The sequence below is a fragment of the Mangrovibacillus cuniculi genome (assembly GCF_015482585.1).
GTDB lineage: Bacteria > Bacillota > Bacilli > Bacillales > R1DC41 > Mangrovibacillus > Mangrovibacillus cuniculi.
In genome coordinates this window covers 183,491-205,353 of sequence record NZ_CP049742.1, presented here as the reverse complement: position 1 = coordinate 205,353, position 21,863 = coordinate 183,491, and the positions used below count along the sequence as shown (strand labels likewise).

General features: G+C 42.6%; 15 protein-coding genes. 1 reads left to right on the top strand and 14 read right to left on the bottom strand.

Going from position 1 to position 21,863, the window contains the following annotated elements:
• Positions 1-235: 235 nt before the first annotated feature.
• From tatC to glcT, 9 genes are all read right to left on the bottom strand, one after another.
• Positions 236-967 (bottom strand): twin-arginine translocase subunit TatC, encoded by a 732-nt coding sequence (gene tatC / locus G8O30_RS01005; RefSeq protein WP_239673158.1) that lies wholly within the window; start codon positions 965-967, stop codon positions 236-238.
• Between the two features lie 62 nt (positions 968-1,029).
• Positions 1,030-1,227, bottom strand: coding sequence for a twin-arginine translocase TatA/TatE family subunit (tatA, locus tag G8O30_RS01000; RefSeq protein ID WP_239673157.1), 198 nt, complete (start codon positions 1,225-1,227; stop codon positions 1,030-1,032).
• 12 nt (positions 1,228-1,239) lie between these two features.
• Positions 1,240-3,129 carry an alkaline phosphatase D family protein gene (locus G8O30_RS00995; RefSeq protein WP_239673156.1) on the bottom strand — a complete coding sequence of 630 codons (1,890 nt, stop codon included), beginning with the start codon at positions 3,127-3,129 and terminating at the stop codon, positions 1,240-1,242.
• A gap of 174 nt (positions 3,130-3,303) precedes the next feature.
• On the bottom strand, positions 3,304-4,356 hold the full coding sequence (locus G8O30_RS00990) for an HD-GYP domain-containing protein (RefSeq protein WP_239673155.1): 1,053 nt from the start codon (positions 4,354-4,356) through the stop codon (positions 3,304-3,306).
• A 1,855-nt stretch (positions 4,357-6,211) separates the two neighbouring features.
• The gene (locus G8O30_RS00985) at positions 6,212-7,642 is read right to left on the bottom strand and encodes a protein adenylyltransferase SelO (protein ID WP_239673154.1); all 1,431 of its coding nucleotides are present in this window, start codon (positions 7,640-7,642) and stop codon (positions 6,212-6,214) included.
• Positions 7,643-7,720: 78 nt separating this feature from the next.
• Positions 7,721-8,347, bottom strand: a complete 627-nt coding sequence (locus G8O30_RS00980; RefSeq protein ID WP_239673153.1) for a serine/threonine protein kinase — start codon at positions 8,345-8,347, stop codon at positions 7,721-7,723.
• 78 nt (positions 8,348-8,425) lie between these two features.
• Positions 8,426-8,668, bottom strand: coding sequence for a hypothetical protein (locus G8O30_RS00975; protein WP_239673152.1), 243 nt, complete (start codon positions 8,666-8,668; stop codon positions 8,426-8,428).
• Between the two features lie 380 nt (positions 8,669-9,048).
• The gene (ptsG, locus tag G8O30_RS00970; protein ID WP_239673151.1) at positions 9,049-11,061 is read right to left on the bottom strand and encodes a glucose-specific PTS transporter subunit IIBC; all 2,013 of its coding nucleotides are present in this window, start codon (positions 11,059-11,061) and stop codon (positions 9,049-9,051) included.
• 191 nt (positions 11,062-11,252) lie between these two features.
• Complete coding sequence (gene glcT, locus G8O30_RS00965; RefSeq protein ID WP_239674458.1) at positions 11,253-12,083, bottom strand: glucose PTS transporter transcription antiterminator GlcT; 831 nt, start codon at positions 12,081-12,083, stop codon at positions 11,253-11,255.
• A gap of 318 nt (positions 12,084-12,401) precedes the next feature.
• On the opposite strand from glcT, the gene G8O30_RS00960 reads away from it, so the two are divergent.
• On the top strand, positions 12,402-13,709 hold the full coding sequence (locus tag G8O30_RS00960) for an RQC-minor-2 family DNA-binding protein (protein WP_239673150.1): 1,308 nt from the start codon (positions 12,402-12,404) through the stop codon (positions 13,707-13,709).
• A gap of 1,030 nt (positions 13,710-14,739) precedes the next feature.
• On the opposite strand, the gene G8O30_RS00955 is transcribed toward G8O30_RS00960, so the two are convergent.
• Genes G8O30_RS00955 through G8O30_RS00935 form a run of 5 tightly spaced genes read right to left on the bottom strand, consistent with a single transcriptional unit; the run spans position 14,740 to position 20,921 of the window.
• On the bottom strand, positions 14,740-15,912 hold the full coding sequence (locus G8O30_RS00955; RefSeq protein ID WP_239673149.1) for a type III PLP-dependent enzyme: 1,173 nt from the start codon (positions 15,910-15,912) through the stop codon (positions 14,740-14,742).
• Between the two features lie 12 nt (positions 15,913-15,924).
• On the bottom strand, positions 15,925-17,148 hold the full coding sequence (locus G8O30_RS00950) for an MFS transporter (RefSeq protein ID WP_239673148.1): 1,224 nt from the start codon (positions 17,146-17,148) through the stop codon (positions 15,925-15,927).
• On the bottom strand, positions 17,141-19,087 hold the full coding sequence (locus G8O30_RS00945) for an IucA/IucC family protein (protein ID WP_239673147.1): 1,947 nt from the start codon (positions 19,085-19,087) through the stop codon (positions 17,141-17,143). Before G8O30_RS00945 ends, G8O30_RS00950 begins: the two co-directional genes overlap by 8 nt.
• Positions 19,084-20,760, bottom strand: coding sequence for an IucA/IucC family protein (locus tag G8O30_RS00940; protein ID WP_239673146.1), 1,677 nt, complete (start codon positions 20,758-20,760; stop codon positions 19,084-19,086). Before G8O30_RS00940 ends, G8O30_RS00945 begins: the two co-directional genes overlap by 4 nt.
• On the bottom strand, positions 20,742-20,921 hold the full coding sequence (locus tag G8O30_RS00935; protein ID WP_239673145.1) for a hypothetical protein: 180 nt from the start codon (positions 20,919-20,921) through the stop codon (positions 20,742-20,744). The genes G8O30_RS00940 and G8O30_RS00935 overlap by 19 nt, the downstream gene beginning before the upstream one ends.
• Positions 20,922-21,863 lie beyond the last annotated feature (942 nt).

Here is a 21,863-nt window from a genome sequence, read left to right as displayed (position 1 = left end):
ACCCCACAGGAGTTTTAAAATAAAGATGCCATGTCTAGCTCCAGGTGCGCAACCGCTTGGTAAAGTCCGAAAGCCCTCCGGTGGCTGAAGATCTGCCTCCTCATGCTTTCAAACTTTCCTGCCGCGGCTAAACGCGCGCCTTTCGCTTTTCTAAGTGGAAAGCGTCCCCCTGCAGCGGAAATCCCTGTGCAGTCACTTTTGGTGTTGTCCCAGCCTCTTTTAGACAGGGTGACTTTTATGAAGAAGAGAACACTAAATCTCTTTCTTTTTGACGGTTATAGACAATTTTACAGATTATGATGCTTGCTTCATATAGCAAGATCATCGGTATTAGCACAAATAGCTGGGAGATAAAGTCCGGTGGTGTCACTACTGCTGAGATAATAACCAATGCGAATAGTACATATTTACGGTATTTCATCATAACGGTTGGCGTTAATAAGCGTAGCTTTGTCAAGAACAACACGACAGCAGGCATCTCAAACAGCAAGCCTAATGGCAACGTAATTTGCAATAGGAATCGGAAATACTTCTCCACCGTGAAGGTAGTGTCGAACATTCCGCTAGATAAAGAGACGATAAAAGCATAAACGGAAGGGAATACAACGAAGTAGCCGAATGCTATCCCTCCAATGAATAGGATAAATAATAACGGGATGAATACGAGCGTTGCTTTTCTCTCTTCCTGCTTCAATGCTGGTCGGATAAAAGCCCACACTTGATAAGCAATGAAAGGGATTGTAAGCGATATGGAACAAAGACTTGCAAGCATGAAATAAATCCATAGAATCTCTGATGGTCCAAGTACTGTTAAGGAAACTTCTGCATTTTGTAACAGCCAATGATACAACTTTTTAACGAACACAAATCCTGCCACTAAAAACACAACATATACAATCAACACATAGATCATTCTTTGTCGTAATTCTTGCATATGCGTGAACAACATCTCATTTCCTTTCACCATTTCACCCTCCTTTGCACCTAAAGAAAGGGTCTACACCCATCATGTTGGGTGTAGACAACCAATTATGCTTCTTTGTTTTTTTGTGTTTCCGTTGTTGCTGTGGATGGTTCGTCTGCCATAATATCTTTTGTTCCTTTTTTAAATTCTTTCAATGTGACTCCAAACGAACGTCCAATTTCCGGTAGCTTGGATGGCCCAAAGACAATTAAAGCAATAATGAGAATTAAAATTAAACCTGGGATTCCTATACTCTGTAGCACGTAATCTCCTCCTTAGAAAATACTTCCTTCTAATACGTTAATTTTCGCTTTACCGTTTGGTACTTCACATTGCCATAGCAATGACTTTGTGGATGATGGTTTTTCAATATTATCTACTGCATAAGCAGTCCATTTTGCGTTTGTCTTCGAAAGCTGTAATAAAGCATACCCATGCGTCGTACTATCGAATAGCTCAATCCATGGGTTTTCTACTTTTACAATATTTTGTAATTCTTTAAAAAGAAGTTCTGCTGTAAAGGTACTTGCATCTGTCAATCTCGTTTTTAGTTTATTTACAAGCTCACTTGCTGCACTCATAGGAATAGGACTTGAGAAATCTGGTGTTTGATTGATAACATTTCGGAACGTTTCACGTAAATTAGTGGAAGTTACCGATCCTACCATTAGCTCTACACCAAGTTTTTCTCCAAACAGCTTGTACTCATCTTGAATGTAGGAAGCTTCAAATGTGTGGAAGTCTCCTGTAAGTGCAAGGAAATTCTTAATATTGTTGTTTTTTAAGGTGTCTGCAATTAGTTTACGCTCATAAGCATATCCATCCCAAGCATCCAAGTTAAGGAAATTGGTTAATGCTTTTAGTTGGGTAACTTGTACTTCATTCCCCCATACTTTCCACGTTTTATTAGAACTTTTAATTTCGTTTAAGAACCAATCGCGTTGCGTCGTTCCAAGCATGGAGCGATTAGAAGCATTAATATTTTCACAACCTCTAGTTAGGTAGCGATCTAATGTCTCTTGCCCACAAGGATGCGCACTACGATATAACCTTTCATCTGTCATAACAATGGAAGCAAGGTTTCCGATTGTCACAGTACGATAGATTTTAACGGAATCTTCAAAAGTCCCATTTGGGTTGTAAGGTACTCTTGCTGGCATATATTCGAACCAAACTTGATTCGCCACTAGTCGACGATATGGATCTGATTCTGGGTTATCATCTGGCGCAACGGCTGGATAATAAGTGTCGTTGGCAAACTCATGATCATCCCAGATCCCAACCATCGCATGTCGTTCATGAAGCTTTTGCAGATCTTTATCTTTTCGATATGTTTGATACAATTTGCGATAATCATCTAATCTAATAGCTTTTGTTTGTCCACTTGGAAGGGTAATTTGACGATCTGCTAAATCTCCTTGATAAGCAGCATCTCCCACAGACTCGTAAATGTAGTCCCCAAGATGAAGGAAAAAGTCCATTTCCTCATCCGCCATATGTCCAAGTGCAGTAAAATAGCCATTCGTATAATCTTGGCAACTAACATATCCGATAGTAGCACTTGCTACATCTGAATTCTCAGTTGGTAACGTTTTGAATTTACCTGTTTTACTCACTAAACCTGATTTCGTAATGAAACGGTAGTAATACTGTTGATTAGCGGATAGCTTTCCATCTAAATCAAGTCGTACAACATGGTCATGGTCTTTCCAGATTGGCGTAAATCCTCGGATTTCTGTAGAAGAGAAATCTTGTTGTTTACTCACTTCAAACATAATGAATTTTCCTTCTGATATTGCTGACTCAAGTGTTGCATCGTTTTGTGCTTGTTGGTTTTCTAACCAATAGATTACATCACTTGTAAACTCTCTATTTGAAAGTCCAGGTTCTGCTGTAGGCTCTACTCTAGACCAAAGCATGATTCCAGAAGAAGTAGGATCTCCAGATGCAATAGATTGAGGGAACCCTTCTCCAACAGGTTTAGATGCCACAAAAGGAGATACTGCTGTTGCTGCTTGTGCGGAAGAAACAAATGAAGATAGTTTTGTTAACCCACTCGTTTCCATAGCCACCACTGCTGATCCAGCTAGAAAGTATTTTAAAAAAGATCTTTTGGACTGATCGTATTCTTTCTTATCAAAAGTAGGTTCATTATTCTTACTCAAAGGTAACGCCTCCTTCATTGGAATTACCTTTATCATAAATACTTAATTTAAAGCAGGTACTAAGAAAGCATGACAATGATGTTATCGTTTCATGAAGTCACAGTAATATTTCATGATAAATTTGGTTCAATATTGCGTAATCTTACTTCTTTCCCATAAAATAAAAAAACTACCTCATTCAGGTAGTTTTTTCTCGGATTGACTCTCCATCTCTATTATAGAAACGATTTGATAATTGCTTTGCTTCGAAATATCGATATACGATTCTCCAATTCTTACAATTGGTTGTAGTGGCTCATTTGGATGAACAAATACAATTTCCGCTAATTCCCCTGTGTTTAGCGTGACTTGTTGTCCATTTTTTCCAGACATAATATAGTATAGAAATGGAATAACGATAGCAAGATTTAGCTTTCCATCTCTTGCTTCATCTAATAGAATTTTCAACGCTACATACAAGTTCATTCTCTTCCGATAACTTCTAGTTGAATAAAGCGCATCATAGATATCTGCTACTGTTATAATCTGAACTAAAAACGGGATCTTTTCTTTCGTGATTCCTAAAGGGTATCCAGAGCCATCTAGCTTTTCATGATGAAGTAAAGTGCCTTGCAACACAAACTTGTGCAATTGTGCATTACCCTTTAAGAAATTGTAACCCAACATAGGATGCTGTTTCATTTTATCCCATTCATCTTCTGTCAATTTCCCACTTTTATTTATTATATTCTTATCAATGAATAGTTTACCAACATCATGAAATAATCCCGTCAGTCCCAAAAGACGAACTTCTTCTTCTGACAAATTCAAAATCTTACCTATGACAACACTATAAATACCAACATTCATACTATGAAGATACGTATAGTTATCATATTGTCTGACATCATCAACAAATCTCCCAAAATGAGTAGATTCCATAATAGAATTGATAAAAGGAGTAAACGTATTGGTTAAATTCTTAACGGTAGACTGCGGACGAATCTTAAATTGTTGAAAGGAAGCCTCGACTGCTTTATTCACTTCGCCATACATCTTTTCCGTGACATACTTTGGTGAACTTTCATCTACAATAAAACTTTTATCGAAGTAATACTGATGCTTCTGGAGATTCTCGAGATGACTTTCTTCGATTCGTACACCCTTTTTCAGCAATAACATCCCGTGGACAGAAAAAATATCCACTGATAATTGTTTGCCTAATAGATCTCTCGTAATGTAATCCATAACTATCCTCTTCCTTAAGAGCACTATTCCTTACTTATATCGGTTACTTTAGTTAATTATAAATAGATTACCAATTGATTAGTAACTAGGTTTTCACCTTTTTTATTACTAATTTACTAGGGATTTACTTCCGTATCAGCTTATCCCATACTAATTACTATTATTTCATACGTCCCCCTCAATACGAAAGACCTAATTCTTTTTGCAAGAAGATTATTTAAGAATTTAACAACTAAATACTGGAATTATTGACAGAAAATTTGACAATAAAATTAAACAAACGTTTGTTTAATGTCTACTATATGTAGTTTTATAGAGGTCTACAGTATGATCCAACAGCTTTTGTCCTTACCGTTGTTTTTGATCCTATCTCTTGGCGTATTTATTGGAATGTGGATTTATTTGGCGAAGCGTGGGAAAGAGTGAGGCGGCTTAAGCGCTTTTGTACCCTTTCTTGCTTCCGCTTCTCTGCGGCTTTGACGACTTGCCGCATGGAGATCTTGCTTTTCCTTGCGGCTTAAGCGCTTTTGTACCCTTTCTTGCTTCCGCTTCTCGGCGGCTTTGCCGACTTGCCGCATGGGGATCTTGCTTTTCCTGGCGGCTTAAGCGCTTTTGTACCCTTTCCTGCTTCCGCTTCTCGGCGGCTTTGACGACTTGCCGCATGGGGATCTTGCTTTTCCTTGCGGCTTAAGCGCTTTTGTACACTTTCTTGCTTCCGCTTCTCGGCGGCTTTGACGACTTGCCGCATGGAGATCTTGCTTTTCCTTGCGGCTTAAGCGCTTTTGTACACTTTCTTGCTTCCACTTCTCGGCGGCTTTGCCGACTTGCAGCATGGGGATCTTCCTTTTCCTTGCGGCTTAAGCGCTTTTGTACACTTTCTTGCTTCCACTTCTCGGCGGCTTTGCCGACTTGCAGCATGGGGATCTTCCTTTTCCTTGCGGCTTAAGCGCTTTTGTACCCTTTCTTGCTTCCACTTCTCCCCGACTTTGACGACTTGCCGCATGGCGCTCTTCCTTTTCCATGCGGCTTAAGCGCTTTTGTACCTTCTCTTGCTTCCGCTTCTCTGCGGCTTTGACGACTTGCCACCTTGTACTCTTGTTCCTCCTGGCGACTTAAGCCGTTTGCCGACTTGCTCTCTTGCTCCTCCTGGCGACTTAAGCCGTTTGCCGACTTGCTCTCTTGCTCTCTCTAGCGACTTAAGCCGTTTGTTGCCTTGTACACTTGCTCCTCCTGGCGACTTAAGCCGTTTGTCGCCTTGTACTCTTGCTCTTCCTGGCGACTTAAGCCGTTTGTCGCCTTGCTCTCTTGCTCTTCCTGGCGACTTAAGCCGTTTGTCGCCTTGCTCTCTTGCTCTCTTTGGCGACTTAAGCCGTTTGTCGCCTTGTACTCTTGCTCTTCCTGGCGACTTAAGCCGTTTGTCGCCTTGCTCTCTTGCTCTTCCTGGCGACTTAAGCCGTTTGTCGCCTTGTACTCTTGCTCCTCCTGGCGACTTAAGCCGTTTGTCGCCTTGCTCTCTTGATCTCTCTGGCGACTTAAACCGTTTGTCGCCTTGCTCTCTTGATCTCTCTGGCGACTTAAACCGTTTGCCGCCTTACTCTCTTGCTCCTCCTGGCGACTTCAGCCGTTTGCCGCCTTGCTCTCTTCCTCTCTTTGGCGACTTAAGCCGTTTGCCGCCTTGCTCTCTTGCTTTTGCTTTACCAAATCACCAACCTAATCCCCTCTTGCCTAAATTCCGACAATAAAATTAATCAAACGTTTGATCAAGCACTCATGAAAGTAGGTATGGAGCTAGTTTTGCGTAAAAACGAATGAAAAAGGGACTGTCGATTATTCCCGACAGTCCCTTTCTCATTATTCAAGTCCCACAAAACGTTTGGTAACCTTTATCTACCTCTCCTGGAACATTCGTATAATAAATCTCACATGACTTCCATTCATAAGGGGTTTGCATTATCTCAATTAGTTTCTCCACTTTTCCATAATCCCCATGCTCCACGGCTTCTTCTATCGTTTCTTCCACCAAATGATTACGTGGGATGACATGCGGATTGTGTTGCTTCATTACTTGTTTCGACTGCTCTTTCACATCTGCCGGTTGGTCGTCCACTCTCTTTTTCCACTTTTGATACCACGACGAGAACATAGGATATACCAGCAAGTCATCCTCCTGACCTAACGTCAACGCTCGGAACGTGTTGGTGAAATCCAGCTTTTGATCTTTCATCACCGAAAGAAGTTCGTTTACTAGTGCTTCATCACCTTCTTGCTCACCAAGTAGTCCCAACTTCTTTTTCATCCCCGCTAACCAAGTTTCTTCATACAACTTTGGGAAACGATACAATTGCTCCTGAGCTAGCTCCAAGCCTTTTTGCTCGTCTTCGTGCAACAACGGAATCAGTGCTTCCGCCAATCTTGCTAAGTTCCATCCAGCTATCGGTCCTTGATTCCCATAGGCATAGCGACCTTGATGATCGATAGAACTGAATACTGTGTCAGGGTCGTAAACGTTCATAAACGCACATGGACCATAATCGATCGTCTGACCACTGATGGTCATATTGTCTGTATTCATAACTCCGTGAATAAATCCAACCATCTGCCACTTGGTCACTAAGTCGATTTGCTTCTCCATGACTTTACCTAACAGCTCTAGATAAGGTTGGTCTGCTTCCGCTAATTCTGGATAGTGACGGTCAATCGTATAGTCTGCTAGTTTTTTTAATTCATCGACACTCGCAAATCGTGATGCATATTGAAACGTGCCGACTCGAATATGACTGTCCGCGACTCTAGTTAGAATCGCTCCTTCTAGCTGGATTTCACGATAAACTGGGTCTCCCGTCTCCACCACCGCAAGACTTCTCGTCGTTGGTATTCCTAGACCATGCATCGCTTCACTGATAATATATTCCCGAAGCATCGGTCCAAGCGCCGCACGCCCATCTCCTCCTCTTGAGTAAGGGGTTCTTCCGGGGCCTTTCAACTGCAGGTCTACTAGGGTTCCCTGTTCCGTTTCAAACTCACCAAGTAAAATTGCTCGTCCATCTCCAAGCATCGTAAAGTGTCCAAATTGATGACCCGCATATGCTTGTGCGATGGGAGTACTGCCTTTCACTATTTTGTTACCAGACAAAATTTGTGCGTCTTCTAACTCTTTTGGAATGCCTAGCTTTTGGGCTAATTTTTTATTGTAAAGGATAAGATTGGGTTGAGAGACTGGTGTGGGTAGTTGTTCTTGATAGAAAGTGGCTGGCAATGTTTTATATGTATTCTGGAAAAGTTTCATTCTGCATGCTCCTTTTTTGGTTTGGTCAAAAAATAAGCTGTTCAAAAAGCGATTCTTTATGCTTTTCGAACAGCTGATCTACGAGAAATGTTTATTCCATTGGTTATACGCTTTACGCACCGTTTCCACAATCCATAGTGGTACGGGTTTTCCATCAAAGAAATGATAGTATTCTTCATATCCTTTTTTTAAATGCTCCCAACGAAAATCATTGCCTGGTTTTACGTATTCGGACACATCAATAATTTTTCCACGTCCGTTTTGAAGAATGATATTTTTCAAGTGAATATCTCTTGGATTAAGACCTCGTTGTCTTACGTGTTCCCTAGCACGTTCCACATCTAATACGACTTGCTCTGGGATATGAATTCCTTCTACGATACAGTCATACAAAGTTTTCCCTTCTTCATGACTAAGGACAAGACAATGATCCATCGCAGCATAAAAGGTAGGGAAATATTCGGAAGGTCCAAGCTTTTCATATACTTCTTTTTCAATCTCCACTTTATGTTTCTTTTCGTCTGCAAATAGTTTGTATACATAGTTAGGAACTTCTTTATGTTGAAAGACAGCAGCATCTGTTCCAAGCCCAACACAATTTAGCGTGGAAGGAACTTCAGAAATCGTTACTGGCTCATTATTTACATTGGAGTTAACTTTCACCTTCGCTAAAGATTCCGCAGCTTGCTCCCATAGTGTCTCCATGTTGTTCTCCTTTAACACTCTTTAGAATCCATTCTATTCAGGATAATATAGCATTGATGTTAGCGAAGAACAAATAGTTTACTTATTCTCTTGGATAGACTTTCTTAACTCTTTATTTTTTCTAACAAGAATGCCAGCTCCGATACCAAACGGAAATACGATCGCGGTCGTGATAAATAATTCTAGCGCAAAAGCGGTAAACGCCTCACTACCTCCGTCAGCATCTGGTAACCCAGTAAGTATGATTTGAATTGCCGCTCCAATACCTAAAGACCAGAAAAAAGCATAGATAAGTACAGGTTTCCATTGAATATTCTTCATGTCGTACATCCTTTCTATTCATCGCTCTCTTTATTGTATCTTAACTTCTTATACATAGAAATGTTAAATCAAGGTGGAGTTATATATGTCCTGTAATAAAAAACAGATGCATTCTTAAGTTGAATGCATCTGTTTTTATAACTATTAAGTGTGTAAGGTGAATTTTTAGAAACAAAATTTCTGCAGATAAAATGCTTACTGTACACGTTTTTAGGGATTGGAGCGGAAGGGGGCGACTCCAGCGGGATAAAAGCGGTAAGTCGCGACCCCACAGGAGCGTACTTCAGCGACGAGGAGCTCGACACCGCCCTGCGGAATGCGTCCCCCTGTAGCGGAACCCTCTGCAGTCATTTTTACACTAATTTCTACCCTAAACTACATTATTTAATCTCTACTCGACCTTTTTCCCCTTCACGAACGTTTCCTTCTTTAATGGAAACAGACTCTTCTGGAGTTAAGTTTGTAAAGATAATCGGTGTGATAATAGAAGTTGCTTCTTCTGAAATGATACCTAGATCCACTTTTAGTAAAGGTTGTCCTTGCTCCACTTTATCGCCTTGCTCTACAAGTGTTTCAAAGCCTTTACCTTTAAGATTTACTGTATCAATACCAACGTGAACAAGTACTTCTTTTCCATCTGCTGTTTCTAAACCGATGGCATGTTTTGTTGGGAATAGGTTAACAATCGTTCCTGTCACAGGAGAAACAACTGTTCCTTCTGTCGGTTCAATCGCAAATCCATCACCCATCATTTTTTGAGAGAAAATTTGATCTGGAACAGCGCTTAACGGTAATAACTTACCTGCCATTGGAACTGCCACATCTAACCCTGCTGAAGAGACTGCTTCCGTTTGTTTTGGAACATCTTTCTTTACAGGTGTCTTTCCACGAATAATATCTTCAATTTGACCTTTTATGATTTCAGAACGAGGTCCGAAGATGACTTGCATGTTTTTATCAATTTGCATAACACCAGAAGCACCAAGCTTTTTCAGCTTGTCCTTATCAACTGATGATACGTCGTCTACACTTACACGAAGACGAGTGATACATGCATCTAAAGAAGTTAAGTTTTCTCTACCACCAAGTGCAGCAAGAACTTCGTATGGAAGCTCACTAACTTCTCCGCCTTCTTCGTCGTCTCCTTCAGACTTTTCTTCACGACCAGGAGTCATTAAGTTAAACTTCGTAATCGCAAAACGGAAACCGAAGTAGTAAATAACAGCGAATGCTAAACCTACTGGAATGACTAACCACCAATCTGTTCTATTCGGTAGTACCCCAAATAGTAAGTAGTCAATAACCCCACCAGAGAATGTCATCCCGATTTTTACATCAAGAATGTGCATAACCATAAATGAAAGACCAGCAAATACAGTATGAACTGCGAATAGAACTGGTGCTACGAATAAGAAACTGAACTCAAGTGGTTCTGTAATACCTGTTAAGAAAGAAGTTAAAGCGGCAGAACCCATGATACCTGCAACAACTTTCTTGTTTTCAGGACGTGCTGTGTGGTAAATCGCTAAAGCTGCTGCTGGTAAACCAAACATCATGAATGGGAATTTACCAGTCATGAACGTACCAGCTGTTAATTCTGCACCATCTTTAATCTGTTCCATAAAGATTGGTTGATCTCCACGGATTAACTCGCCTGCTGCATTTGTGTAAGATCCAAACTCAAACCAGAACGGTGAGTAGAAAATGTGGTGTAAACCAAATGGAATTAGAGCACGTTCAATTACTCCGAAAATAAATGCTGCTAACGTACGGTTTGATTCTGTCATGAAATGAGAGAATGTGTTTAACCCTTCTTGTACGTAAGGCCAAATAAATGTCATAACAATACCTAATACAAGAGCTGATGCAGCTGTTGCAATTGGAACGAAACGCTTACCTGCGAAGAATCCTAAGTAAGATGGCAATTCAATGTTAAAGAATTTCTTGTACATATAGGCCCCGAGTGCACCGGCGATAATACCTCCGAATACCCCTGTTTGAAGCGTTGGTATACCAAGAACGTTCGCATAAGCTGGGTCCGCACCAATATCTTCTGGTGTAATTCCCATAATTACGCTCATGGTTACGTTCATAATCAAGTAACCAATCATGGCAGCAAGACCTGCTACCCCTTCTCCACCAGCTAAACCAATGGCTACCCCAATGGCGAATAGAATTGGTAAGTTAGAGAAAACAATACCTCCCGCTTCCTCCATAACACTAGCAAATAATACAATCCAGTCCGCTTCTAAGAACGGAAGACGAGCAACTAAATCTGGATTTTGCATCGCGTTACCGAATGCAAGTAGAATACCTGCTGCCGGTAGTAAGGCAACCGGTAACATTAGTGCGCGTCCGATACGCTGTAAGACACCAAATGAATTTTTAAACATGGTGTTATTCCTCCTTTTTTTATTGCAACAAGAAATCTTCTTAACCATACAAAAAGGCATGAGAGTATAGAAAGTGTGTATGCAAAAACAGTGATGAGGATAGTTTCATCCTTATCTACCGATTCGATACATGCTTTCTTTCTCTCATGCCTGCTTTACCAGTAACACGGAAAAAAAGTGTATTTATTATTTCATTGTTTTGAAAGCCTTTGCAGATGAAGTGTTAAATAAACAGCCTCTACGCCGGGTACAGGCTTGCGAAGTTCTTGTTGCATAATCTTTATTAACTTCCATGCGAGATTATAGCACACGGGATATTCACCTTGCAATACCTTTGCAAGCACTTCTTGGTTATCTTTTTCATGTTGCTCATTAATAACCCTTTCGATTGAAGCATGAAAATGTCTAACCAAGCGCAGATAATTAATGTCAGAACGATCAATAGAAATCTTTAAAGACTCTTCAATTACTTGCACCATTTCTAGAATTAAATGTGTATGGCGATTAATTTCCGAAATATCTCTGTTTGTCAGTGCGCTATGAATATGGAGCGTAATGAAGCCAACTTCTCCAATTGGAATCGACACATGTAATTTCTCTTTTAGCCACTCTACAATCTCCAGTGCTGCAGCATACTCTTTTGGGTAGGCAAGCTCCGTCTCTTTTAAGAATGGATTACGTATATCAAGTCCTTGTTTTATTCGCTTAATAGCATAAAATAAGTGATCCGTTAGTCCAACGTGAATGTGCTCGTGAAGCTCCACTCCAAATCGCTTTTCTAAACGGTCAATGCACTCATTCATGACCCCGATAAACTGCTCGTCGACATGTTCGAGCAATTGTTTATACTGTTCTTGTTCTTCTTGTCCTTTTAACACAAAAAAACGCTCGGCATGGTCTAAAGAGATGCTTGCACCAACCTCTTTTCCAAAGCCAATACCTTTTCCTGTCAAAATGACTTCTTTATATTCTGGGTGGGATGCTATCAACACATTGTTGTTTAACACCTTCTGAATAAGCATCACCATCGGTAACCTCCTTGTCCTGGCAATCTTATTCTCTAAAGTATAAGACCAGCCTCTTCTAGTCAAGGAGAAAATCTTATTCCTCCTCCTTGCATACAGCCAATGGATAGTGTTGTTACTGCCCAATGGAACACTCAAATTGGAGTATAGCACCGCTGTAAACTATACTAAAACGATAGAATTCTATCGAGGTGTTCAGACTATGCTTATTAAAGATTATAGTTTCTCATTTGACTCATATCATTCCCTAAAATTTGTTCCCGTTGGCCGAAAGTACCCATCTATCCGTTCCATCGGACATAAAAAGAACGAGCTGTGTTAACACGCGTGCAACATATAGTAGAACCGCTCTTTGCCAACATGTCTCAAGAAGATGTGGATAGCTTGCTGGACTTTTTGGGTGGAAGTTTGTATCTACCAGTCCCAGTTTACAAAGAGGAAGAATTATATCCACAATTATTGCGACCAGAAACGTTTCTTTGGAAAGAGCATTCCTTGCAACGAGGAATTCCTATTGAGAAGGAATATTTTTATCCACAGAACTATTCTGCGTTGTCTGGAAAAGAATTAGAACGCCATCTCTCCAAAATTGTAGCTGATTATTTATTCTGTGCAAAACTTCATAAACAAAGTCAAGAACAGTGGATACGTAGATTAGAAGATGCTTATGTTACACATGGTTTCATTCAATTAGCGAACGAAAAAAACAGCGTGGTAGAAGCTGTGGAAAAAATGAACAAAAACTCCTTATTATCCGTTTTACATTATCCAGAGGATGTGGCATTCTGGCGGCACCGTGTAGAAATCGTCATGCGACCATATCGTCATGTACCTGACGAATGGAAGTGGAAGATGTGTGATCACCAAAAAAACCTCGTGATGCAAGCGGAGAATGATAGTATCCACTGTCGCTGTGAAACGTGTAATTACGGGGTTACTTACCATGTTTCCACAGGTCAGGTGACATTGCCGCTAGAAGTAGACTTGGCACAAGCGACAAAGCGGATTGCAACCATCGAGCGTCAATTCAATGACATGGCGGAGAAGACCCCGAAAGTGATAAGTGTGATTCGAGATTTGCATGAGTTGAAGGTGGCATTGACCGCTCAATCACAAAGGCTAGAACAGCTAGTCCTTTTTAAACATCAGGTCGAAGCGTTATCCCATCCTCTAGTGGAGGCCTATCAAGAGATTTTAAGCATACATTTACCTTTGGAGCCAGTAGAGCCTAGTCTTCTAAGTCTAGTAAGTGTGGAAATACCAGACATGCGCGTCTTGAAAAAAGTAGCGTTGTGGAAAACCTTCGTCCAGGACGGATTGGAAAGCCAACTGGAGATGTTACTAGAAAACTGGGGACAAGCTGTGGAAGAAGCTGCGCCTAAAGCAACGGACGTGGTGTTTCAGATGAAGGATTTGGTGTTAATGCGTGGCGACGCTGAAAAGATCAAGGAGTTTTTGGAGGACTATGAAGAAGAAGTCCCTACGCAAATGCTAGTGAAGATATTAAACGGAGAAGGAACAAGCAAAATCAGAAGACTCAGCTTGCACGAGGCGCCTATTTTTGGACTGTTAAGAGATTGGCCGTCCAAGTATGTGACGAAGGCGTTGTTGGAGATGAGGTGAGGGGCGCACTTGGTGTGTCTCTTTTTTGTACCTCACTTCCAACGGCGGCTTAAGCGCTTTTGTGCATGGCGATACCTCTCCTCACCGGCGGCTTAAGCGCTTTTGTGCATGGGGACAACTCTCCTTTCCTGCGGCTTAAGCGCTTTTGTACATGGAGGCAACTCTCCTTTCCTGCGGCTTAAGCGCTTTTGTGCATGGAGGCAACTCTCCTTTCCTGCGGCTTAAGCGCTTTTGTGCATGGGGGCAACTCTCCTTTCCAGCGGCTTAAGCGCTTTTGTACATGGGGGCACCTCTCCTTCCCTGCGGCTTAAGCGCTTTTGTACATGGGGCACCTCTCCTTTCCTGCGGCTTAAGCGCTTTTGTACATGGGGGCACTTATCCTAACCTGCTGCTTAAGCGCTTTTGTACATGGGCACAACTCTCCTTCCCTGCGGCTTAAGCGCTTTTGTACATGGGGGCACCTCTCCTTCCCTGCGGCTTAAGCGCTTTTGTACATGGCGACGCCTCTACTGACCTGCGGCTTAAGCGCTTTTGTACATGGGGGCACTTATCCTAACCTGCGGCTTAAGCGCTTTTGTACATGGGGGCACCTCTCCTGACCTGCGGCTTAAGCGCTTTTGTACATGGCGACACCTCTCCTGACCTGCGGCTTAAGCGCTTTTGTCGCCTTCCCTTCCTCTCCAGGATGGCGACTTAACCCGTTTGTCGCCTTCTCTTCCTCTCCCGCATGGCGACTTACCTCGTTTGTCGCCTCATCTTCCTCTCCCGCACGGCGACTTAACCCGTTTGTCGCCTTTCCTTCCTCTCCCGCATGGCGACTTAATCCGTTTGTCGCCTTCCCTTCCTCTCCAGCATGGCGACTTAACCCGTTTGTCGCCTTCCCTTCCTCTCCAGCATGGCGACTTAATCCGTTTGTCGCCTTCCCTTCCTCTCCAGCATGGCGACTTAACCCGTTTGTCGCCTTCTCTTATTCTCCAAACCCCCGGCTTAACCGCTTACGCCGCCCCCCCAAACTCTCCTCACCAACCCCCTACTCCAAATAAAACACTTCCGGATACGGGTGACTCAAGAAATCGTGGTGCGAGATGGTCCACGCGTATGCTCCCGCGTGGGTGAATACAATTAAATCACCCGCTCGCACTTCTTCCACCGACTCTTGGCGCACCAAGACGTCGTTCGGTGTGCATAACTCGCCCACTATGTTCACTTTTCGCCCTTGCACTCCTGGCCTCTCAAATGGGTAACTCCATTTATCCACAGGAATTGCCACGAATGGGTGACTCATTTTCCACGCTGCTGGTAAACGCAAGTGGTGAGTTCCACCCCTTAAGACTACGAAGACTTCGCCGTGGTTTTCTTTTACGTCCAGCACTTCCGTCACGTAGAATCCACACTCCGCTGTCATGAAACGCCCGATCTCTAGAATTATCGTTAAACTCGCATGTCGCTCCACCACTTCCCGTAATCCGTCAGCAAAAAGGTCCCAGTCAAAGGCTTCTCTTGGGTTCCAGTAATTAATACCGATGCCTCCTCCAACATCTACAATTGGCGCAGAGATGGCGAAGTCACATTGCCACTTGTGAGAAAGTTCCAGGCAGAGATCTACAAATTTTATATGTGCATGTGCATCTAGATTATTGGACATTGCGTGGAAATGGAAACCTTTCAACTCCAAAGAAGGATGACTTAATGCTTCCGCAATTACTTGTGGAATGTCATCTTCTTCTATGCCAAATTGCGTTGGTACACCTGACATTTTAAGTTTGCTTTCCGACACGTTTCGATTCAAGTTAACTCGCAACATAACGGGCGCTTGCGTACCTGCATGCTCTGCTAAATAGGCGATGCGATGCAGATCGTGCACACTTTCGACGTTTATTAAACAAACGTTTGTTTGAATTAATTGTCGGATTTCCTCGTCTTTTTTTCCAGGTCCACCGAAGATAATTTGGTTATTCACATAGGAGGAAACTCTTTCTAACTCACCACGTGACGCAATCTCGAAACCGTCCACTACTGGGGATAGTGTCTGGATAATCTTGTCGTCCGGGTTCGCCTTCATCGCGTAAAATAGCTGACAATTGGCAGGTAGACTTTCCTTCATCCTTTCCACATGGGCTTTTAAGAATTTCAAGTCATACACATACGCACAAGCTGGTTCTTTCTTTGCGTGCTTCGTTACGATATCCACAATCTCTTGCACGTCCGTTCCTCCTTACATACTCCAAATTTCTTTTCTTCTCCATAAAATTAACAAGACACTTGTGACACAGCCCACTCCCATCAGCCAACCTGCTGCTGCAGGACCAAAAAGACTCGCGACAAAACCGATGATTATAGCGCCAAGTGGAATATAGGCTCGGTCCATTAGGGCGATGCTCAGCACTCTCCCTCTCCATTCGTCACTCGTTTGAAGTTGGAGTGCAATACGACTCGTGGTACGGTATAGCTGGCTGAAGAATCCTATGGCTCCCATAGCGATTAGGGATAAAATATAACTCGATGAAGCCAGCATCCACATCATTAAAAATCCCCCAAAACAAAGTGCCGATAACACTAACGTGCGACCCTTTGGAAGAGTTGTGACGGTTAAAACCGCAGTCGCAATAATAGCGCCCAAAGAAGAGACAGACAATAAAATGCCTAATCCACTAGGCCCTAATCCCATCAACTGATCTACAAAAAGAGGGAGCATAGTGGTATATGGAAAACCAAAAATCATAGGAGCTATAGCAAATAAGAGGATGGAAAGCAGTAACGGATTTTGTTTGATATACCCAATTGTCTCTCGCCATTGTTTGCTTTCTAAGCTCTTTCTGACTTTAGGCTTCTCTGTCGTAATTTCCAACTTCCCAAGGAACGCGATAGCAACCAGCGATCCAAACGCGACGATAAAAAATAAGAGCCAAACCTCTGTGAAAACTAGTAGCCACCCTGCAATGGCAGGTCCAATCATACGGGATACGTTAATAAGCATCGTTTGCAGGGATATTGCTTTTGGTAAAAATTCTTTCGAAACCACGTTGGATAAGAAAGCATTTCGTACCGTAACTTCTAATGTCATAAACAACGATCGACCGACCACCAAGACGAATAACCAACTAATCGACCATTGTAAAAAAACAATGAGTGCGAGCAACATCGTGAAACAAAACACACCTATATTACTGATAATTAACAGCTTTTGGCGGTCAAAACGATCTGCCATCACACCTGTAGGAAAGCTAATCAACAGAGTCGGTAATAAACGACAAGCGTTTAAAATTCCTAGCGCTACCGGGGAACCCGTCCACTGAAAGACAAACCAATTGAGTATCGTTAAATCCATCCAATCGGTTGTCCTCACAATGAACGTCCCTGTTAAAAAACGATAAAAGACGCTTTCTTTTCGTTTTCTTAATGAAAATCCTTGCCTCCAAAGGAGTGTTTTGTCACTCATTTGAAACGCCATCCCAAGAAAGTGGATTTGGCACTTCGTTATACTCATAGCCTTTTCCATCTTTCAATCTCATGGTAGTAAGCGATTTATGTTGCACGATTGGTTGGAATATGAACGTCGAATCGTCCTCCACACAAACTTCTTCCCTTAATGTCGACAGGATCTCTTTACATTTCTGTTTGACCAATTGCCATAAAGATAATTCCGAAACGTCGTAATGCAGGACGAGCTGACGAATGACCTCCCCATAATGGTTTTGGAACACCGTGTAATAAAGTTTATCATGCATGTCTCGTATACTATTGGTAATGGATACCGAATTTTCTTCGAAGGAAATAGAAACTCCCTGATTCTCTAGCCTCGGCTTGTAAATTCTCGCACCGCCCCAATCGCGGAAGAAAAAGCGCGTAATTTCTCCGTCTTTCATCACAGGTACACTGTTTTGCAAATGCCCCTCTAACGCCACGCCATACTTGACCATCAGCGTTAAAAATCCAGCTAAACTCTTATCCACGTAGTCTTCAAAGAATCCAACAACATCCTTCTTGTAGCTATCCACCATTTCTTGCACGATTGTTTTCGTAGAAAATGGAGACTTCGCGTACAAGGATGAACCCGCTATCGCTATTTCTCCTGGTTCCAACTTATCTTCTATACTTTCTCTTAACAAGACAGAGAGATTCCTGCTCTTCAAATTATCCCCAGAAGGAAATGCCGCACCTGCAATCTCGTTTATGGGTACAAAGCTTGTTAAGTGTGGTTCTCTCTTTTTTATCTCATCTATCATTGCTGAAAATGACGTCGTATTTAACGCCGTGTTCGTGGAAATAGATCGAACCGTTGACGTCATTTGGCTGTTTACCGCGAGTTTAATTCCTGGCGCTGACTTTTCCAGTGGATACACTGTTCGGAATGAAGATGTTGCCTTCGCTTTAAGAGTTACGTTAGGTAAAAATAACAATTGTTCTCTTCTGATTTCCTCTTCATAAATAGAGGCAAGCGCAAACTTATACTGCCATGGATGGACTGGCAAGATATCATATTCACTAGCTTCAAACCCTCTATCCTGCAGCTCTCTCATTCCTTTTGCATGAACACTTGGAAGAACTGTTTCTAAGAATCCACCTTCCTCTGTAGTACGAAGTAACGTTCGATGTACTGCAACAAATCGAACAGAAAACGTCTGGTGAAACTCAGGTGAATAACGAAAGACATTATCTACTCGAAGCCCTGTTTTCGTCTTGGCACCAGGGTGCAAATGGTGGCCTTCTACCGCTAATTGTTCAAAGAAAAGAGCCGTTGAGAACGATGGATCTTCTAGCTGTTTTTCACGAATATAATCCCACAGATTGCACACATTCCGCTCCTTCCCCTCTACTCGAACCTGATGTGACCAGATTTCTTCATACAAGTAGGAAAGCGTAGCATTCGCAGTTCCGTTATCCAACTCCACGATGAAGCCTTCGAAATTTTCAGGAGAAGCGCTGTTTTGGTAGAACTCACCTAGTAATTGAGACGCCGTATCTATCGCAGAAACACCGTGTTCTGTGACGAGGAGAATATCCCCTGTCGTCTGCACTCGCTGGTAGGCAAACTCTCCTTCTATTTGGAAAACAAAGTAACGACCATCTCTCTCCACAATTTTGTAGGTGCCATTGTGACTGAGAGGCATTGTTTTGATCCAAGTAAAGAAATAGGAAGGTAGATGGCTTTCTCCCCAAGTCTCACTGGTCCCTTTACGAGTAACTGCGTTAAGGTAACTATCATCTATATTTTCTCGGAGGATACCAGATGCGAGTTTATGCAATATACCCTTTCGGCCTTTGGATAACAGAGAAATGTAACGAGGTGCATACTCCGGCATTTTCTGCTGAAGAAACTCATACACTTCTTGTTCTTCTTTTAGCATGTTTTGATTCTTAAGTTGAAGTGCCTTCATGGTTGTTTCACCTCCTTCAGATGTAAGGGATTCGGTAATGTAACGTACAAATTATCCATAAATGCATCAGAAAGTCTCATTTTCACGAGTGCTTTCATGGTTGTCGTTGGAGCAAGGATGGCTTCTCGGTCCATTTCTGCATGTGGAAGTCGTGAAAACACCTCTTCTATCTTTGTACGGACAATGTTCCAGAGCGTTTCTTCCTTACTTAATCCTTTTCTTGTCAAAGCCACAATAATTTCACCCAAGTGATTGTGAATGACGGCATGAGAGAAAATGGCGTGCAGATCTTTTGCTTCATCTGTTAGTAGGTTTGTTCTGTTATCAATGTCTACTTCTTGACCTAATCGTGAAGGCATAATTCTAACGCCACCGTTATCACGGATGAGTAGTCGTTTTGGCAGTTTATCTTGAAAGACGATAACAGCATTCTGCAAGTGGACTTCTAGACTAATGCCAAACTTCGTCATTAACGTGAGAACTCCTGGTAGCACCACATCTACATATTTTTGTAGGAAAGCTTTTGTGGCCGCTTCTTGCGATAGATTTTCTTTTTCCGCAAGACTTTGAATGAGCTCTTCTATGACCATTTTGTTTGTGAACGGTGATGGTGCAAGAAGGGAGACACCTGGCATGGCAACCTCTCCGGTATGTAACTTCGCTTCGGGATTTTCTCTAATGATGGAAGCAAGATTCTTCTCATAGAAATTCTTATCCGTATCCGAGAGATGTTCAGAAGGGATAAAGTGAATTCCCGATTTTTCTTGTAAAAACTGAACATTTGCTTCCCTCTCTAGTTGTTCGAGAATCACGGAAAGCTTCGGGCCGTTGATGGTAGAAGCTGCTGACACCGTTCGAACCGCGCTTGTCATCTGAACATTAATAGCCGTTTTAATATGGTGTAAACGTTTTGAACCTGTTGGTGAAAGAGAACGGAACGACACCAAAGCGGACATAGGGATGCTGATTTTTTCTAGTGGCACAACCACTTTTTCCGTTATCTCTTTTTGGTATCTTGGAATAATTGTATTCTCTAATTGCCAGGGATGGACAGGGATGAGTTCGTACTGCTTCCACTCTTCCCCTAATTGCTTCTTCAGTTGTGCTTGAAAGGAAGGGTAATCTTTCAGCAGTAATTCAGTAATCCCTTCTCCCTCTTTGTTGGTCACATGGACATGTCGTTGATGAACCGCAACGACAGGGACCTCAAAATCCGACCCCCATTCTGGTGCATAGGTCGTAACAGCTTCTGCTGCCATGCCTAATCTCGTTCTGGAACATGGATGAATGGTGTGACCTTGAATCACCAGCTGTTCAAAGAAGGTTAACGGACTAAAGTTGGTGGATTGATTCGTTACATACTCCCATACTGAGTTTTCTTTTGGTAACGACGCAAACCTGATAGGTACACTGGTCAAACCTAACGCATAGTTGTACACACTGTTTTCCACTTCTAATTTAAAAGCTTGCAAGTCATCTTTCTCTAAAATAGTTGGAGAAAGTGCAAGCAAATCCACTAGTTGACAAGGGTCTTTGACCGTTTCTTTTTGTTCCTTAGTGATAAAGGTAATGTCACCTTTTATATCGAACTGACGTAACTGATACACGTGTTGAACTGGAACCTCCAGCACCACATCCTGCCCTAAGTATGCAGTCAGCTGCTTATCCCCCAAGAAGTCTCTACTAATTGTTCCCTTACGACAGCTTGCATCAGTTGTTGCAGAACTGATTTCTTTGCCTTTTCTACGTTAGCTAAGTATGTTGATTCAAGTTCTGGGAAGTTCGTTTGTATATAAGAGAGAGCCGACGAGGCGGTCGTCTGTTGTTGAGTCATGTTTTGATCCTCCATCATGGAAATCGTGAATTAGTGATAATTATTTTCATTTAGATTCTAATTGAATATGATTCTCACTGTCAATTATATTCCCCACAATTGCATATTCCGTAGCTGTTTATTTCCTTAGTATGGAAGTTTTTTTGATTTTTAGCCGGTGAACTTGGATTTGAGGAAAAAGTCGTGGGGGGATTGTTGAGGAGAGGGATGGGGTGGTGGGGTGTATGGGCTTTTGTAGATAGGTTTCCTTCTCTTGTCTGGCGGCTTAAGCGCTTTGTACATGGGGGCCTTCTCCTCCCTGGCGGCTTAAGCGCTTTTGTACCCTTGATTTCCTCTCTCGCATGGCGGCTTAACCCCTTTGTCGCCTTCCCATCCTCTCTCGCATGGCGACTTAATCGCTTTGTCGCCTTCCTTTCCTCCCCCATATGGCGACTTAACCCTTTTGTCGCCTTCCCTTCTTCTCCCACATGGCGACTTAACCGCTTTGTCGCCTTTCTTTCCTCTCCCATATGGCGGCTTAACCCCTTTGTCGCCTTCCCTTCCTCTCTCGCATGGCGACTTAATCGCTTTGTCGCCTTCTTTTCCTCCCCCATATGGCGACTTAACCCTTTTGTCGCCTTCCCTTCCTCTCTCGCATGGCGACTTAATCGCTTTGTCGCCTTCCTTTCCTCGCCCGCATGTCGACTTAACCCTTTTGTCGCCTTCCTTTCCTCCCCCGCATGGCGACTTAACCCTTTTGTCGCCTTCCTTTCCTCCCCCGCATGGCGGCTTAACCCTTTTGTCGCCTTCCCTGTCACCCCCGCATGGCGACTTAGCCTTTTTGTCGCCTCCACTCCCTCTCTCGCATGGCGGCTTAAGCGCTTAAGCCGCCATCCTCTCTCAACATGAGCTAAGTTGTTACTGTTCACGAACACAAAAAAGACCAAGCTCAATGCCTGGTCT